Origin of the sequence: Escherichia sp. WS1451 (assembly GCF_046487365.1) — a bacterium.
Taxonomy (GTDB): domain Bacteria; phylum Pseudomonadota; class Gammaproteobacteria; order Enterobacterales; family Enterobacteriaceae; genus Escherichia; species Escherichia coli.
The window spans coordinates 1-15,842 of record NZ_JBJQJP010000013.1; the positions used below are offsets into that span (position 1 = coordinate 1).

At 48.2% G+C, this 15,842-nt stretch carries 16 protein-coding genes; 9 read left to right on the plus strand and 7 right to left on the minus strand.

Going from position 1 to position 15,842, the window contains the following annotated elements; translation table 11 throughout:
- Nucleotides 1–151 precede the first annotated feature (151 nt).
- A complete protein-coding gene (adhE, locus tag ACJHX7_RS16580) occupies nt 152–2,827 on the minus strand; it encodes a bifunctional acetaldehyde-CoA/alcohol dehydrogenase (protein ID WP_000301651.1) in 2,676 nt (891 codons plus the stop codon).
- 392 nt (nt 2,828–3,219) lie between these two features.
- Between adhE and ychE (ACJHX7_RS16585) the strand changes: the two genes are divergently transcribed.
- Nucleotides 3,220–3,273, plus strand: a complete 54-nt coding sequence (ychE, locus tag ACJHX7_RS16585) for a hypothetical protein (protein ID WP_212735952.1) — start codon at nt 3,220–3,222, stop codon at nt 3,271–3,273.
- Nucleotides 3,274–3,303: 30 nt separating this feature from the next.
- Nucleotides 3,304–3,951, plus strand: a complete 648-nt coding sequence (gene ychE / locus ACJHX7_RS16590; protein WP_000616773.1) for an NAAT family transporter YchE — start codon at nt 3,304–3,306, stop codon at nt 3,949–3,951.
- A 157-nt stretch (nt 3,952–4,108) separates the two neighbouring features.
- Here ychE (ACJHX7_RS16590) and ACJHX7_RS16595 read toward each other — a convergent pair whose 3' ends face one another.
- Complete coding sequence (locus ACJHX7_RS16595; RefSeq protein ID WP_157908350.1) at nt 4,109–4,270, minus strand: hypothetical protein; 162 nt, start codon at nt 4,268–4,270, stop codon at nt 4,109–4,111.
- Nucleotides 4,271–4,688: 418 nt separating this feature from the next.
- On the opposite strand from ACJHX7_RS16595, the gene oppA reads away from it, so the two are divergent.
- The 5 genes from oppA (at nt 4,689) to oppF (ending at nt 10,275) form a co-directional block, all read left to right on the plus strand.
- Complete coding sequence (oppA, locus tag ACJHX7_RS16600; protein ID WP_000182039.1) at nt 4,689–6,320, plus strand: oligopeptide ABC transporter substrate-binding protein OppA; 1,632 nt, start codon at nt 4,689–4,691, stop codon at nt 6,318–6,320.
- A gap of 85 nt (nt 6,321–6,405) precedes the next feature.
- Complete coding sequence (oppB, locus tag ACJHX7_RS16605; protein ID WP_089722445.1) at nt 6,406–7,326, plus strand: oligopeptide ABC transporter permease OppB; 921 nt, start codon at nt 6,406–6,408, stop codon at nt 7,324–7,326.
- Between the two features lie 14 nt (nt 7,327–7,340).
- Complete coding sequence (gene oppC / locus ACJHX7_RS16610; protein ID WP_000979659.1) at nt 7,341–8,249, plus strand: oligopeptide ABC transporter permease OppC; 909 nt, start codon at nt 7,341–7,343, stop codon at nt 8,247–8,249.
- A gap of 11 nt (nt 8,250–8,260) precedes the next feature.
- Complete coding sequence (gene oppD, locus ACJHX7_RS16615; RefSeq protein WP_000110931.1) at nt 8,261–9,274, plus strand: murein tripeptide/oligopeptide ABC transporter ATP-binding protein OppD; 1,014 nt, start codon at nt 8,261–8,263, stop codon at nt 9,272–9,274.
- Entirely contained in the window at nt 9,271–10,275 is a 1,005-nt protein-coding gene (oppF, locus tag ACJHX7_RS16620) for a murein tripeptide/oligopeptide ABC transporter ATP-binding protein OppF (RefSeq protein ID WP_000994905.1), read from the plus strand. Before oppD ends, oppF begins: the two co-directional genes overlap by 4 nt.
- A 52-nt stretch (nt 10,276–10,327) precedes the next feature.
- Here oppF and ACJHX7_RS16625 read toward each other — a convergent pair whose 3' ends face one another.
- Both ACJHX7_RS16625 and cls read right to left on the minus strand, forming a co-directional pair.
- Nucleotides 10,328–10,657, minus strand: a complete 330-nt coding sequence (locus ACJHX7_RS16625) for an HI1450 family dsDNA-mimic protein (protein ID WP_000366959.1) — start codon at nt 10,655–10,657, stop codon at nt 10,328–10,330.
- Between the two features lie 34 nt (nt 10,658–10,691).
- Nucleotides 10,692–12,152 carry a cardiolipin synthase gene (gene cls / locus ACJHX7_RS16630; protein WP_000214516.1) on the minus strand — a complete coding sequence of 487 codons (1,461 nt, stop codon included), beginning with the start codon at nt 12,150–12,152 and terminating at the stop codon, nt 10,692–10,694.
- A gap of 142 nt (nt 12,153–12,294) precedes the next feature.
- Between cls and ACJHX7_RS16635 the strand changes: the two genes are divergently transcribed.
- Entirely contained in the window at nt 12,295–12,468 is a 174-nt protein-coding gene (locus tag ACJHX7_RS16635) for a YciY family protein (protein WP_001309467.1), read from the plus strand.
- A 54-nt stretch (nt 12,469–12,522) separates the two neighbouring features.
- Here ACJHX7_RS16635 and kch read toward each other — a convergent pair whose 3' ends face one another.
- Entirely contained in the window at nt 12,523–13,776 is a 1,254-nt protein-coding gene (gene kch, locus ACJHX7_RS16640) for a voltage-gated potassium channel protein (RefSeq protein ID WP_001330021.1), read from the minus strand.
- A 299-nt stretch (nt 13,777–14,075) separates the two neighbouring features.
- Nucleotides 14,076–14,372: a YciI family protein gene (locus ACJHX7_RS16645; RefSeq protein WP_410231663.1), complete on the minus strand. Its 297-nt coding sequence runs from the start codon at nt 14,370–14,372 to the stop codon at nt 14,076–14,078.
- A 223-nt stretch (nt 14,373–14,595) separates the two neighbouring features.
- Between ACJHX7_RS16645 and tonB the strand changes: the two genes are divergently transcribed.
- Complete coding sequence (gene tonB, locus ACJHX7_RS16650) at nt 14,596–15,315, plus strand: TonB system transport protein TonB (protein WP_000171276.1); 720 nt, start codon at nt 14,596–14,598, stop codon at nt 15,313–15,315.
- Nucleotides 15,316–15,354: 39 nt separating this feature from the next.
- Here tonB and yciA read toward each other — a convergent pair whose 3' ends face one another.
- Entirely contained in the window at nt 15,355–15,753 is a 399-nt protein-coding gene (yciA, locus tag ACJHX7_RS16655; protein ID WP_000108160.1) for an acyl-CoA thioester hydrolase YciA, read from the minus strand.
- Nucleotides 15,754–15,842: the final 89 nt, after the last annotated feature.

The following is a 15,842-nucleotide window of genomic DNA, read 5'->3' on the forward strand; positions in this document are numbered from 1 at the left end:
AGATCAAGAGCCTGTCCAATGTGCATAAAAAAATCCGGAAACAAGTGAGCGTTTCCGGATTCTTACACAGCCACTGGATCGGTCAACTGATCCTTAACTGATCGGCATTACCCCAGAAGGGACCGTTTATGTTGCCAGACAGCGCTACTGATTAAGCGGATTTCTTCGCTTTTTTCTCAGCTTTAGCCGGAGCGGCTTCTTTTTTCGCTGCAGTTTCACCTTCTACATAATCACGACCGTAGTAGGTATCCAGCAGAATCTGTTTCAGCTCGGAGATCAGTGGGTAACGCGGGTTAGCGCCGGTGCACTGGTCATCGAATGCATCTTCAGACAGTTTATCCACATTCGCCAGGAAGTCTGCTTCCTGAACGCCAGCTTCACGGATAGATTTCGGAATACCCAGTTCAGCTTTCAGCGTTTCCAGCCATGCCAGCAGTTTCTCGATCTTAGCAGCAGTACGGTCGCCCGGTGCGCTCAGACCCAGGTGGTCAGCAATTTCAGCATAACGACGGCGAGCCTGCGGACGGTCATACTGGCTGAATGCAGTCTGCTTGGTCGGGTTGTCGTTCGCGTTGTAGCGAATAACGTTACAAATCAGCAGGGCGTTTGCCAGACCGTGCGGAATATGGAACTGGGAACCCAGTTTGTGCGCCATTGAGTGACATACACCCAGGAAGGCGTTCGCAAACGCGATACCCGCGATAGTTGCTGCACTGTGAACACGTTCACGCGCTACCGGATTTTTAGATCCTTCGTGGTAGGACGCTGGCAGATATTCTTTCAGCAGTTTCAGCGCCTGCAGAGCCTGACCATCAGAGAACTCAGATGCCAGTACAGAAACATAAGCTTCCATGGCGTGAGTTACTGCGTCCAGACCACCGAAAGCACACAGGGACTTCGGCATGTCCATAACCAGGTTGGCATCGACAATCGCCATATCCGGGGTCAGCGCATAGTCTGCCAGCGGATATTTCTGACCAGTAGCGTCGTCAGTTACAACCGCAAACGGAGTGACTTCAGAACCTGTACCAGAAGTGGTGGTGACAGCGATCATTTTCGCTTTCACGCCCATTTTCGGGAACTTGTAGATACGTTTACGGATATCCATAAAGCGCAGCGCCAGCTCTTCGAAGTGAGTTTCCGGATGTTCGTACATAACCCACATGATCTTCGCGGCGTCCATCGGGGAACCACCACCCAGCGCGATAATCACGTCTGGTTTGAAGGAGTTTGCCAGTTCTGCACCTTTACGAACGATGCTCAGGGTCGGGTCAGCTTCTACTTCGAAGAAGACTTCAGTTTCAACGCCTGCTGCTTTCAGTACGGAAGTGATCTGATCAGCATAACCATTGTTAAACAGGAAGCGGTCAGTCACGATGAGCGCACGTTTGTGGCCATCAGTAATCACTTCATCCAGCGCGATTGGCAGGGAGCCACGGCGGAAGTAGATAGATTTCGGAAGTTTGTGCCACAACATGTTTTCAGCTCGCTTAGCAACGGTTTTCTTGTTGATCAGGTGTTTCGGACCAACGTTTTCAGAGATGGAGTTACCACCCCAGGAACCACAACCCAGAGTCAGGGAAGGTGCGAGTTTGAAGTTATACAGGTCACCGATACCACCCTGAGAAGCCGGGGTGTTAATCAGGATACGAGCCGTTTTCATTTTCTGACCGAAGTAAGAAACGCGAGCCGGTTGGTTATCCTGGTCAGTGTACAGGCAAGAGGTATGACCGATACCGCCCATAGCAACCAGTTTCTCTGCTTTTTCTACCGCGTCTTCGAAATCTTTAGCGCGGTACATTGCCAGAGTTGGGGACAGTTTTTCATGTGCGAACGGTTCGCTTTCATCAACAACGGTCACTTCACCGATCAGAATCTTGGTGTTTTCTGGTACAGAGAAGCCTGCCAGTTCAGCAATTTTATAGGCTGGCTGACCAACGATAGCTGCGTTCAGCGCACCGTTTTTCAGGATAACGTCCTGAACAGCTTTCAGCTCTTTACCCTGCAACAGATAGCCGCCGTGGGTTGCGAAACGTTCACGTACTGCGTCATAAACAGAGTCAACAACAACAACAGACTGTTCAGAAGCACAGATTACGCCGTTGTCGAAGGTTTTGGACATCAGTACAGATGCAACTGCACGTTTGATATCAGCAGTTTCATCGATAACAACCGGAGTGTTGCCCGCGCCTACGCCGATAGCTGGTTTACCGGAGCTGTATGCGGCTTTAACCATGCCCGGACCACCAGTCGCGAGGATCAGGTTGATGTCTGGGTGGTGCATCAGTGCGTTAGACAGTTCAACCGAAGGTTGATCGATCCAGCCGATCAGATCTTTCGGAGCACCGGCAGCGATAGCAGCCTGCAGAACGATATCAGCCGCTTTGTTGGTTGCATCTTTTGCACGCGGGTGCGGGGAGAAGATAATGGCGTTACGGGTCTTCAGGCTGATCAGCGATTTGAAGATAGCAGTTGAAGTCGGGTTAGTGGTCGGAACGATACCGCAAATAATACCGATGGGTTCAGCGATAGTGATGGTACCAAAAGTGTCGTCTTCAGACAGAACACCACAGGTTTTTTCATCTTTATAAGCGTTGTAGATATATTCAGAAGCAAAGTGGTTTTTGATCACTTTATCTTCGACGATACCCATGCCGGATTCGGCAACGGCCATTTTCGCGAGTGGGATTCGAGCATCTGCAGCAGCCAGAGCGGCGGCGCGGAAGATTTTGTCTACTTGCTCTTGAGTGAAACTGGCATATTCACGCTGGGCTTTTTTTACACGCTCTACGAGTGCGTTAAGTTCAGCGACATTAGTAACAGCCATAATGCTCTCCTGATAATGTTAAACTTTTTTAGTAAATCATCTGCTCGAATACGAGAGTATAGTCAGTGCGGTGATGATTTGCTTAACCGATGGAAATCAAAAGCTTACTCGCGCTCACACTCACTGTGATTTACTAAAAGAGTTTAAACATTAGAGTTATTATCTCTAATGCGTCACTTCCAGGTGGCGTAAGCAAGATTACTCACTTCTGGGTACTGATTACGTGATCCAAATCAAAATTTTGCAAAGCTGACACCTTTCAGCATGGCTTTTCGCCATTATAGCTAACAGTTAATAAATTGTAGTATGATTTGTTGGCTACATTAGCATGTTTTGCACAACTAGATAACAATAACGAATGATAGCAATTTTAAGTAGTTAGGAGGTGAAAAATGCTGTCAAAAGGCGTATTGTCAGTGCGTCTTTTCAACCTTATTTATGGCTAACATTATCCGGCTTTTGCTTCGGAGCTAACCGTGATTCAGACCCTTTTTGATTTTCCCGTTTACTTCAAATTTTTCATCGGGTTATTTGCGCTGGTCAACCCGGTAGGGATTATTCCCGTCTTTATCAGCATGACCAGTTATCAGACAGCGGCAGCGCGAAACAAAACGAACCTTACAGCCAACCTGTCTGTGGCCATTATCTTGTGGATCTCGCTTTTTCTCGGCGACACGATTCTACAACTTTTTGGTATATCAATTGATTCATTCCGTATCGCCGGGGGCATCCTGGTGGTGACAATAGCGATGTCGATGATCAGCGGCAAGCTTGGTGAGGATAAACAGAACAAGCAAGAAAAATCAGAAACCGCGGTACGTGAAAGCATTGGTGTGGTGCCATTGGCGTTGCCGTTGATGGCGGGGCCAGGGGCGATCAGTTCTACCATCGTCTGGGGTACGCGTTATCACAGCATTAGCTATCTGTTTGGTTTCTTTGTGGCTATTGCATTGTTCGCTTTATGTTGCTGGGGATTGTTCCGCATGGCACCGTGGCTTGTACGAGTTTTACGCCAGACCGGCATCAACGTGATTACGCGTATTATGGGGCTATTGCTGATGGCATTGGGGATTGAATTTATCGTTACTGGTATTAAGGGGATTTTCCCCGGCCTGCTTAATTAATTCCTTTCAATTGAAACGGAGCTGCCATGCTCCGTTTACTTCGTCATTATTTTTACTTTGTTCCTGCGCAGTTATCAAAAGCAAAAGGAATAGGTAAAAATATTCTTCTCAAATTACAGTTAGTTATAAGGATTTCCTCAACTGCTTCTCCTCACCATCATGTTATTTTCGCCACATCATAATCCTGGGCTTGCTGAAGAATAATTGAAATGATATTAGTAATTCCACTGCCTTTGCTAGAGGAAAGTGCTAAATAATAATCAATTGTTAAATTATTGTGCATTTCACTACTGGAACTGTAATCAGAAAAGAGAGACATGCTTAACCAACCTCTATTTGATTGAATTGAAAGATGTTTGTTAAGGCATGGATGCAAGCTATAGATTCTGATACGGTCAATAAAAGAGAATTGCTTAACAATTTTGCAAAATGTATTGGCGAGTAAGAACCGCATTTGGTACTTTCCGGGCAAGCGCAAGGCGATTCTTTATTGGTAATGAGAATAATTAACAATTAAAGATCGTCGCGAAAGAATAATGTGTCTCGACAGGGGAGACACAGTACGAATCGACATAAGGTGATCGTCTGAATCACCAGAATAAATAAAGTCGGTGATAGTAATACGTAACGATAAAGTAACCTGACAGCAGAAAGTCTCCGAGCCTGTGCAGGGTCCCAATCCGGGATTACACATGCTGGTTAATACCAGTAATTATAATGAGGGAGTCCAAAAAACAATGACCAACATCACCAAGAGAAGTTTAGTAGCAGCTGGCGTTTTGGCTGCGCTTATGGCAGGGAATGTCGCGCTGGCAGCTGATGTACCCGCAGGTGTCACACTGGCGGAAAAACAAACGCTGGTACGTAACAATGGTTCAGAAGTTCAGTCATTAGATCCGCACAAAATTGAAGGTGTTCCGGAGTCTAATATCAGCCGAGACCTGTTTGAAGGCTTACTGGTCAGCGATCTTGACGGTCATCCGGCACCTGGCGTCGCTGAATCCTGGGATAATAAAGACGCGAAAGTCTGGACCTTCCATTTGCGTAAAGATGCGAAATGGTCTGATGGCACGCCAGTCACAGCACAAGACTTTGTGTATAGCTGGCAACGTTCTGTTGATCCAAACACTGCTTCTCCGTATGCCAGTTATCTGCAATATGGGCATATCGCCGGTATTGATGAAATTCTTGAAGGGAAAAAACCGATTACCGATCTCGGCGTGAAAGCTATTGATGATCACACATTAGAAGTCACCTTAAGTGAACCTGTTCCGTACTTCTATAAATTACTTGTTCACCCATCAACTTCACCGGTGCCAAAAGCCGCTATCGAGAAATTCGGCGAAAAATGGACCCAGCCTGGTAATATCGTCACCAACGGTGCCTATACCTTAAAAGATTGGGTCGTAAACGAACGAATCGTTCTTGAACGCAGCCCGACCTACTGGAACAACGCGAAAACCGTTATTAACCAGGTAACCTATTTGCCTATTGCTTCTGAAGTTACCGATGTCAACCGCTACCGTAGTGGTGAAATCGACATGACTTATAACAACATGCCGATCGAATTGTTCCAGAAGCTGAAAAAAGAGATCCCGGACGAAGTTCACGTTGATCCATACCTGTGCACTTACTATTACGAAATTAACAACCAGAAACCGCCATTTAATGACGTGCGTGTGCGTACCGCACTGAAATTGGGTATGGACCGCGATATCATTGTTAATAAAGTGAAAGCGCAGGGCGACATGCCCGCCTATGGTTACACTCCACCATATACTGATGGCGCAAAATTGACTCAGCCGGAATGGTTTGGCTGGAGTCAGGAAAAACGTAACGAAGAAGCGAAAAAACTGCTGGCTGAAGCGGGTTATACCGCAGACAAACCGTTGACCATCAACCTGTTGTATAACACCTCCGATCTGCATAAAAAGCTGGCGATTGCTGCCTCTTCATTGTGGAAGAAAAACATTGGTGTAAACGTCAAACTGGTTAACCAGGAGTGGAAAACGTTCCTCGACACCCGTCACCAGGGCACTTTTGATGTGGCCCGTGCAGGCTGGTGTGCAGACTACAACGAACCAACTTCCTTCCTGAACACCATGCTGTCGAACAGCTCGATGAATACCGCGCATTATAAGAGCCCGGCCTTTGACAGCATTATGGCGGAAACGCTGAAAGCGACTGACGAGGCACAGCGCACAGCTCTGTACACTAAAGCAGAACAACAGCTGGATAAGGATTCGGCCATTGTTCCTGTTTATTACTACGTGAATGCGCGTTTGGTGAAACCGTGGGTTGGTGGCTATACCGGCAAAGATCCGCTGGATAATACCTACACCCGGAATATGTACATTGTGAAGCACTAATGGCAATACGTGGGGCAGGCGTGTCCTGCTCCACGGTGTCTGATTTTTATCGCATTACAGAAGGCACAGGCCAGAAGGTAGGGCAATGTTAAAATTTATTCTACGTCGCTGTCTGGAAGCGATTCCGACGCTATTTATTCTTATTACTATTTCGTTCTTTATGATGCGCCTCGCGCCGGGCAGTCCTTTTACCGGCGAACGTACTTTACCACCGGAAGTGATGGCCAATATCGAAGCGAAATATCATCTAAATGATCCGATCATGACACAGTATTTCAGCTACCTGAAACAACTGGCGCATGGCGATTTCGGTCCATCGTTTAAATATAAAGATTATTCGGTCAATGACCTGGTTGCATCCAGTTTTCCCGTTTCTGCCAAACTGGGAGCCGCAGCATTTTTTCTTGCGGTAATACTGGGTGTTAGTGCTGGCGTTATTGCCGCATTAAAGCAAAACACCAAATGGGACTATACCGTGATGGGGCTGGCAATGACCGGGGTTGTTATCCCCAGTTTTGTGGTTGCGCCATTATTAGTCATGATATTTGCGATCATTTTGCATTGGCTGCCGGGCGGTGGCTGGAATGGTGGAGCGCTTAAATTCATGATATTGCCAATGGTGGCGTTATCACTCGCCTATATCGCCAGTATTGCGCGTATTACCCGTGGCTCTATGATTGAGGTTTTACACTCCAACTTTATTCGTACTGCCCGGGCGAAAGGGTTACCTATGCGGCGGATCATTTTACGCCACGCATTAAAACCTGCTCTGTTACCCGTGCTCTCCTATATGGGGCCCGCATTTGTCGGCATTATTACCGGTTCTATGGTTATCGAAACCATTTATGGTTTGCCGGGGATTGGGCAACTGTTCGTTAATGGCGCATTGAACCGTGACTATTCCTTAGTGTTAAGTCTGACCATTCTGGTTGGCGCGTTAACCATTTTGTTTAATGCCGTTGTCGATGTGCTATATGCGGTTATCGACCCGAAAATCCGTTACTGATACTGGAGCTCGCGATGATGTTAAGTAAGAAAAACAGCGAGACGCTGGAAAATTTCAGTGAAAAGCTGGAGGTCGAAGGGCGCAGCTTGTGGCAGGACGCACGTCGACGTTTTATGCATAACCGTGCGGCGGTTGCCAGTCTGATAGTGCTGGTGCTGATCGCGCTATTTGTAATCCTGGCACCGATGCTTTCGCAGTTTGCCTATGACGATACTGACTGGGCGATGATGTCCAGCGCCCCGGATATGGAGTCCGGTCACTACTTTGGTACTGACTCATCCGGTCGCGACCTGCTTGTGCGCGTTGCGATTGGCGGGCGTATCTCACTCATGGTCGGTGTTGCTGCGGCACTGGTGGCAGTGGTCGTGGGGACACTTTATGGTTCGCTTTCCGGTTATCTGGGCGGTAAAGTGGATTCGGTAATGATGCGTCTGCTGGAAATCCTCAACTCCTTCCCATTCATGTTCTTCGTCATTTTGCTGGTGACCTTTTTCGGTCAAAACATCCTGCTGATTTTCGTGGCGATTGGCATGGTTTCCTGGCTGGATATGGCTCGTATTGTGCGTGGGCAAACCCTGAGTCTGAAGCGCAAAGAGTTTATTGAGGCGGCACAAGTTGGCGGTGTATCGACGCCGGGCATTGTTATTCGCCACATTGTGCCGAACGTACTCGGTGTGGTGGTGGTCTACGCATCGCTATTGGTGCCCAGCATGATCCTCTTTGAATCTTTCCTTAGCTTCCTGGGGTTGGGGACGCAAGAGCCGTTAAGCAGCTGGGGCGCATTGCTGAGTGATGGCGCGAACTCGATGGAAGTCTCTCCATGGTTACTGTTGTTCCCAGCGGGATTCCTCGTGGTGACGCTATTTTGTTTCAACTTTATCGGCGATGGCTTGCGTGATGCCCTCGACCCGAAAGATCGTTAAGGAGTGCAGCCATGAGCGTAATTGAAACTGCAACTGTGCCGCTCGCACAACAACAGGCTGACGCACTGCTGAACGTGAAAGATTTGCGTGTCACCTTTAATACCCCGGACGGCGACGTCACGGCGGTCAATGATCTGAATTTTTCCCTACGTGCCGGAGAAACGCTGGGCATTGTAGGTGAGTCTGGTTCGGGTAAATCGCAAACTGCATTTGCGTTGATGGGCCTGTTGGCTGCCAACGGACGTATTGGCGGATCGGCAACCTTCAATGGGCGTGAAATCCTCAATTTGCCAGAGCGTGAACTCAATAAACTGCGCGCTGAACAAATCTCAATGATTTTTCAGGACCCAATGACTTCGTTGAATCCCTATATGCGCGTCGGTGAGCAGTTGATGGAAGTGCTGATGCTGCATAAGAACATGAGCAAAGCTGAGGCGTTTGAAGAGTCGGTGCGGATGCTCGATGCGGTAAAAATGCCGGAAGCGCGTAAACGCATGAAAATGTACCCGCACGAATTTTCTGGCGGCATGCGTCAGCGAGTTATGATTGCGATGGCATTGCTATGTCGACCTAAGCTGCTGATTGCGGATGAACCCACTACTGCGCTGGACGTCACCGTACAGGCGCAGATCATGACGCTATTGAATGAACTGAAGCGGGAATTTAATACCGCCATCATTATGATTACCCACGATCTTGGCGTGGTGGCGGGGATCTGCGACAAAGTGCTGGTAATGTACGCCGGGCGCACGATGGAATATGGCAACGCGCGCGATGTCTTTTATCAACCCGTTCATCCTTATTCTATCGGTTTGCTCAACGCGGTGCCGCGTCTCGATGCGGAAGGTGAAACAATGTTGACCATCCCTGGTAATCCGCCAAACCTGCTGCGATTACCGAAAGGTTGCCCGTTCCAGCCACGTTGTCCGCATGCGATGGAAATTTGTAGTAGCGCACCGCCGCTGGAAGAGTTTACGCCTGGCCGTCTGCGTGCTTGCTTTAAACCGGTGGAGGAACTGTTATGAATGCTGTAACCGAAGGAAGAAAAGTCCTCCTCGAAATCGCCGATCTGAAAGTGCACTTTGAAATCAAAGATGGCAAACAGTGGTTCTGGCAACCACCGAAAACGCTCAAAGCCGTCGATGGTGTCACTCTTCGCCTGTATGAAGGGGAAACATTAGGTGTGGTAGGGGAATCGGGATGCGGTAAGTCCACCTTTGCTCGCGCCATCATCGGTTTGGTCAAGGCGACCGACGGTCATGTTGCCTGGTTAGGTAAAGAGTTGCTGGGCATGAAGCCCGATGAATGGCGTGCCGTTCGCAGTGATATTCAGATGATTTTCCAGGATCCGTTGGCATCGCTAAACCCGCGTATGACCATCGGCGAGATTATCGCTGAACCGCTGCGTACTTATCATCCGAAAATGTCACGCCAGGAAGTTCGCGAGCGCGTGAAAGCGATGATGCTGAAAGTCGGGTTATTGCCTAACCTGATTAACCGCTATCCGCATGAGTTCTCTGGTGGGCAGTGCCAGCGTATCGGGATTGCTCGTGCTCTTATTCTTGAACCGAAGCTGATTATCTGTGATGAGCCGGTGTCGGCGCTGGACGTGTCAATTCAGGCGCAGGTGGTCAACCTGCTCCAGCAGCTGCAACGCGAGATGGGATTGTCATTAATTTTTATCGCTCACGACCTGGCCGTGGTAAAACACATTTCCGATCGTGTGCTGGTGATGTATCTCGGCCATGCGGTAGAACTGGGGACCTATGATGAGGTCTACCACAATCCACTACATCCTTACACCAGGGCATTGATGTCGGCAGTCCCCATACCTGATCCGGATCTGGAGAAGAACAAAACCATCCAGTTACTGGAAGGGGAATTACCGTCGCCGATCAACCCGCCTTCCGGTTGTGTTTTCCGTACCCGTTGCCCGATTGCCGGTCCGGAGTGCGCCAAAACACGTCCTGTTCTGGAGGGGAGTTTCAGACACGCCGTTTCTTGCCTGAAAGTCGATCCGCTTTAAACACAATAAGGGCTGACAGTTGTCAGCCCTTTTTCACGCCGAAAGCGATTATTTATTCCCGCCAGATGATATGGCAAAGTTTGTGATCTTTTTCGCGGCATAACAGAATACGCGCGAAAACATCGTTGATTTCACCATCTTCACTGTCCGCCAGACCAATCACCACTTCGGCAAAAAAGTCCGGGTTCAAATCGAAATCAACATGTTCCTGCCAGTCTTCCGCCGGATCGAATAACTCCGCGCCGCCGCGCTCTTCAAACTGAAGATTGAACAGCAGAACATCAGCTGGATCGAGATTGTCGGCAGCCAGTTCGAGAAAAATATCGTAGGCCTGCTCAAGCGTTTCATCTTCAGTCAGGCGATTGTTTAGATCCATATCCATAGTCACTACCTGTTTAACCTCTGTTGGCGACGTTTTACAGCAACGGACTGAAGAAGTAAAACAGTCGCTCGGCGACACGTTGCCATAATGGACGTTTTAGCCATAAACGGGCATCGAGCAGACGTGAACGCGAAATATAATCGTCCTGAACGGCGGCGAGGTCTGCACCAAAACCTTTATCGTCGATTGCCAGGGTAATCTCGAAATTTAGCCACAGACTACGCATATCAAGGTTAACGGTGCCAACCAGACTTAGTTCACCATCGACCAGCACGCTCTTGGTATGCAGTAACCCGCCTTCAAACTGATAAATTTTAACCCCAGCAGCCAGCAGTTCTGTAAAGAATGCGCGACTGGCCCAGCCGACCAGCATCGAGTCATTTTTTCGCGGAAGGATAATACTGACATCCACCCCGCGCTGCGCCGCCGTGCAAATCGCATGAAGTAAATCATCGCTGGGCACAAAATAGGGCGTTGTCATGATCAAATATTCACGAGCCGAATAAGCAGCAGTCAATAATGCCTGGTGAATGAGATCTTCCGGAAAGCCGGGGCCAGAAGCAATTGTGTGAATGGTGTGACCGCTGGCCTGCTCAAACGGCATAATATTGACATCTGGTGGCGGCGGCAGAATACGTTTCCCGGTTTCAATCTCCCAGTCGCAGGAATAAATAATCCCCATCGCGGTGGCGATGGGGCCTTCCATACGCGCCATCAGATCAATCCATTGCCCTACGCCCGCATCTTGTTTGAAGTAGCGAGGGTCGACCATATTCATGCTGCCGGTGTACGCGATGTAATTATCGATCATGATCATCTTGCGATGTTGGCGCAGGTCCATACGGCGTAAAAACACACGCATCAGATTGACCTTTAAGGCTTCGACCACTTCAATACCAGCATTACGCATTAGCTCGGGCCACGGACTGCGGAAAAAAGCCACACTCCCGGCGGAGTCGAGCATCAATCGGCAATGAATACCGCGCCGTGCAGCGGCCATTAATGATTCAGCCACCTGGTCCGCCATGCCGCCGGGCTGCCAGATATAAAACACCATCTCAATATTATGGCGCGCGAGCTGGATGTCGCGGATTAACGCCTGCATCACATCATCTGACTCGGTCATCAGTTGTAGCTGATTCCCTTTGACCCCTGCGATCCCCTGACGACGCTCGCAAAGCTTGAATAATGGCGCAGCGACACTGCTATTTTCTTCGGCGAAGATATGCTTACAGGCTTTAAGGTCGTTAAGCCATTTTGCGGTGGAAGGCCACATCGCTCTGGCGCGCTCAGCGCGGCGTTTGCCTAAATGGAGCTCGCCAACGGCAAGATAGGCAATAATTCCGACTAACGGCAGAATGTAAATAATCAACAGCCAGGCCATCGCGGAGGGAACTGCGCGTCGTTTCATTAGAATGCGTAAAGTTACGCCTGCAATGAGCAACCAGTATCCCAGAATGGCCAACCAACTCACCAACGTATAAACGGTTGTCATAGATTAGAAATCCTTTTGAAAGCGCATTGTTATGAGTTTACGCATATGGATTCATCTGGCAAATAAAAACGCGGGAAAAGCACTGGTCAGCGTCGGGGGCGGGGGTATAATGACCATTCTGTTATTGCATAGAGTAGTTAACATGAAGCGGAGTAGAACGGAAGTGGGGCGCTGGCGCATGCAGCGTCAGGCTAGCCGACGTAAATCGCGTTGGCTTGAGGGGCAGTCGCGCCGAAATATGCGTATCCACAGCATCAGGAAGTGTATTCTAAACAAACAGCGTAACTCGTTATTGTTTGCGATCTACAATATCTAAATGTTCTGGGCACCATTGCGGTGCCCAATAAGTTTACTTTTCCGTCTTTAAACTCTATTTTTGCGCCGATTCTTTACTTTCAGCTTTCGTTTCTTGTTCATCGTTATCGCTGAAAATGCCATGACCGGAGTTCAACAACATTGAAACGAGCATATCATTATTAATCTCTTCACCATTTAAAACTCGCGCCAGAATTTCGCTGCCAAACAGTTGTGGTGAGAGAATGATATCCGGATGTACCATCTTAATCTTATTCAGGTTTTTGCTATCACTGACGGCGAGAACTGTTTTGACATCACTGCTCATATCTTTTGCCGAGAGTACAACAAACGCGTTATCTGCATCGTTATCACTCAGCGCCAGAATGGCCCGGCATCGATCGATTCCCGCTTTCTTTAATACTGAACTGTCATTACTGTCACCGGGGATAACATCAGCGTTATCGCCTAAGCGTTGCTCAAGTTGCTTGATATCATCTTCAGGCAAGTTGCTGATAACCGTAACGTTTTGTCCGCGTTGATTCAGTTGCAGGATCGTATTGATGGCGAGAATCGAATGTCCGCAAACAATAAAATGATCTTTACGATGCATTGTATGATTGTTTCCTTTTACAAGTTTGTTGAATCCCCCGCGGATAAGCGGACCAAAAATTGAGGTCATAGAGGTGGCAAAAACGGTAATGCCGGAAATAATGACCGAAATAGTGAACAATCGTGCTGATTCAGAAACAGGGACAATATCGCCATAGCCGACGGTTGACATGGTTTCTATCGAAAAATAGAACGCGGTCATCAAACTTTCTATTCGCGGATTAAAACCTTCGCTTAAATAAAGCGCACCGTAGGTGGAGTAAAACAGTAACGTCGTGAAACTAATAAATGCGAAAATTGTCCCGGCTGCGGCGCTACTGTGGGAGAAGTCTTTGCGCAGTATCAGCAAAAACACCAGCGTAAAAATGCAAAATCCAATACTAAATTTCAGCCAGGGATAAAAATGCAGGGTGTAAATTAGCGCTATCAACAACAAAATGATACTGATTGCCCATGCGAGCTTTGCCCGGAACAGTAAGCCAATGGAGTTCAGGACAAGAAATACGCCGAGCATAAATAGTGGGGCGTTTGCCAGCAAGGAGAGATCCAGCTCTGAAAATGCTTTGATATGGAAAATATCAAGCAAATTGACCGACATACCATAGATTGTTTTAAAAATAAGCAATCCATTTAAAAAGACGGCCAGCGCGAGAATGTCGTGCCGTAGGGTCACCCATAACTTTGTTGCTGTTTGTTTGAATGTAGTCCAGTGACTCACTGATACCTCTGTAACCACAATTTTGTTTAATTATCTCAACGTGCACATTTTCTGAACATACATGCAGCGCGTGAATGTGTTAAACAATAGTAGATGACTTTATCCGCAGTAATCAAAGGTTTTGAGTGAGCAACTCTGCGTCAGGAAAGGGCATTTTCCTGAATATGTTCACATCATATAAAGAAATACAGATAAAGTTATTATCTGCTTGTGGTGGTGAATGCACTGACCGACCTATAAGGAAAGGCCAAACAAGAACACGGTTGCAAAAACCGTGCCCTTAAATATTGAATTTCTATTCAGAACACTTTCTTAAATGGTTTCACTGAAACGTGTTCATAGACTCCTGCCGCTACGTACGGGTCAGCATCGGCCCAGGCCTGAGCTGCTTCCAGCGACTCAAATTCAGCAATAACGGTTGAGCCAGTAAATCCCGCAGCCCCTGGATCGTTACTGTCTACCGCTGGCATTGGACCGGCGGTCAACAAACGACCTTCATCATGCAGTAACTGTAAACGTGCTAAATGTGCCGGACGAACGGAAAGGCGTTTTTCGAGGCTATCATCTTTGTCTTGAGCGTAAATAACATACAACACAGGCACAACTCCTTGTTCGGGAAAGTTGTAAAGTACGTTATTTGAAAGGGCGAAGATCTGCAACGGAAAGATGATGTCTTTGTTAAGACCATGCATAAAGTAAGGTCAATTACGCCAAAAATGACATTTTCACTGATCCTGATCGTCTTGCCTTATTGAATATGATTGCTATTTGCATTTAAAATCGGGGCCTGGTTTTTCTACTGAAATGATTATGACTTCAATGACCCTTGATTTACCTCGCCGCTTCCCCTGGCCGACGTTACTTTCGGTCTGCATTCATGGTGCTGTTGTGGCGGGTTTGCTCTATACCTCGGTACATCAGGTTATTGAACTACCTGCGCCCGCGCAGCCGATTTCTGTCACGATGGTTGCGCCAGCGGATCTCGAACCGCCACAAGCCGTTCAACCACCACCGGAGCCGGTGGTAGAGCCAGAACCGGAACCTGAGCCGATCCCCGAACCGCCAAAAGAAGCACCGGTGGTCATTGAAAAGCCGAAGCCGAAACCTAAGCCAAAACCGAAGCCGGTGAAAAAGGTACAGGAGCAGCCAAAACGCGATGTCAAACCCGTAGAGTCGCGTCCGGCATCACCGTTTGAAAATACGGCACCCGCGCGCCCGACATCAAGTACGGCAACGGCTGCAACCAGCAAGCCGGTTACCAGTGTGGCTTCAGGACCACGCGCATTAAGCCGTAATCAGCCGCAGTATCCGGCACGAGCACAGGCATTGCGCATTGAAGGGCAGGTTAAAGTTAAATTTGATGTCACGCCAGATGGTCGCGTGGATAACGTACAAATCCTCTCAGCCAAGCCTGCAAACATGTTTGAGCGTGAGGTGAAAAATGCGATGCGCAGATGGCGTTATGAGCCGGGTAAGCCAGGCAGTGGGATTGTGGTGAATATCCTGTTTAAAATTAACGGCACCACCGAAATTCAGTAAACAGAAAGTCAAAAGCCTCCGACCGGAGGCTTTTGATTATTACTCAACAGGTAAGGCGCGAGGTTTTCCTTCGGGATCAACCGCGACATACTTAAATAATGCTTCTGTTGCTTTATAGCGTTGCCCGATGGGTTCAGACGCCACTTTTTTCACCCACACTTCAATATTAATGCTGACTGATGTCGTCCCTTTCTGGACACAGCGTGCATAGCAGCACACCACATCGCCGACCGCAACCGGCCGTAAGAAAGTCATTCCTTCAACCCGCACGGTCACTACACGACCGTGGGCAATTTCTTTCGCCAGAATAGCGCCGCCAATATCCATTTGTGACATTAACCAACCACCAAAGATGTCACCATTGGCATTGGTATCGGCGGGCATGGCTAAAGTACGTAAAACAAGATCGCCCTGAGGGACGTTATGTGTTGTAGACATGGTAAAACCGACTTAAAAGGAAAATCACAGGCGCGATGCTACTATGATTTTCCTGAGGAGAACAGAGGAGATACAGCGCCAGCCCCGAA

Excerpts from the sequence above, each read along its gene's own strand:
- tonB (WP_000171276.1), top strand. The coding sequence starts at position 14,596 with ATGACCCTTGATTTACCTCGCCGCTTCCCCTGGCCGACGTTACTTTCG.
- cls (WP_000214516.1), bottom strand. The coding sequence starts at position 12,152 with ATGACAACCGTTTATACGTTGGTGAGTTGGTTGGCCATTCTGGGATAC.
- oppB (WP_089722445.1), top strand. The coding sequence starts at position 6,406 with ATGTTAAAATTTATTCTACGTCGCTGTCTGGAAGCGATTCCGACGCTA.
- ACJHX7_RS16595 (WP_157908350.1), bottom strand. The coding sequence starts at position 4,270 with ATGTCTCTCTTTTCTGATTACAGTTCCAGTAGTGAAATGCACAATAAT.
- oppD (WP_000110931.1), top strand. The coding sequence starts at position 8,261 with ATGAGCGTAATTGAAACTGCAACTGTGCCGCTCGCACAACAACAGGCT.
- adhE (WP_000301651.1), bottom strand. The coding sequence starts at position 2,827 with ATGGCTGTTACTAATGTCGCTGAACTTAACGCACTCGTAGAGCGTGTA.
- yciA (WP_000108160.1), bottom strand. The coding sequence starts at position 15,753 with ATGTCTACAACACATAACGTCCCTCAGGGCGATCTTGTTTTACGTACT.
- ACJHX7_RS16635 (WP_001309467.1), top strand. The coding sequence starts at position 12,295 with ATGAAGCGGAGTAGAACGGAAGTGGGGCGCTGGCGCATGCAGCGTCAG.
- oppA (WP_000182039.1), top strand. The coding sequence starts at position 4,689 with ATGACCAACATCACCAAGAGAAGTTTAGTAGCAGCTGGCGTTTTGGCT.
- oppF (WP_000994905.1), top strand. The coding sequence starts at position 9,271 with ATGAATGCTGTAACCGAAGGAAGAAAAGTCCTCCTCGAAATCGCCGAT.
- oppC (WP_000979659.1), top strand. The coding sequence starts at position 7,341 with ATGATGTTAAGTAAGAAAAACAGCGAGACGCTGGAAAATTTCAGTGAA.
- ACJHX7_RS16625 (WP_000366959.1), bottom strand. The coding sequence starts at position 10,657 with ATGGATATGGATCTAAACAATCGCCTGACTGAAGATGAAACGCTTGAG.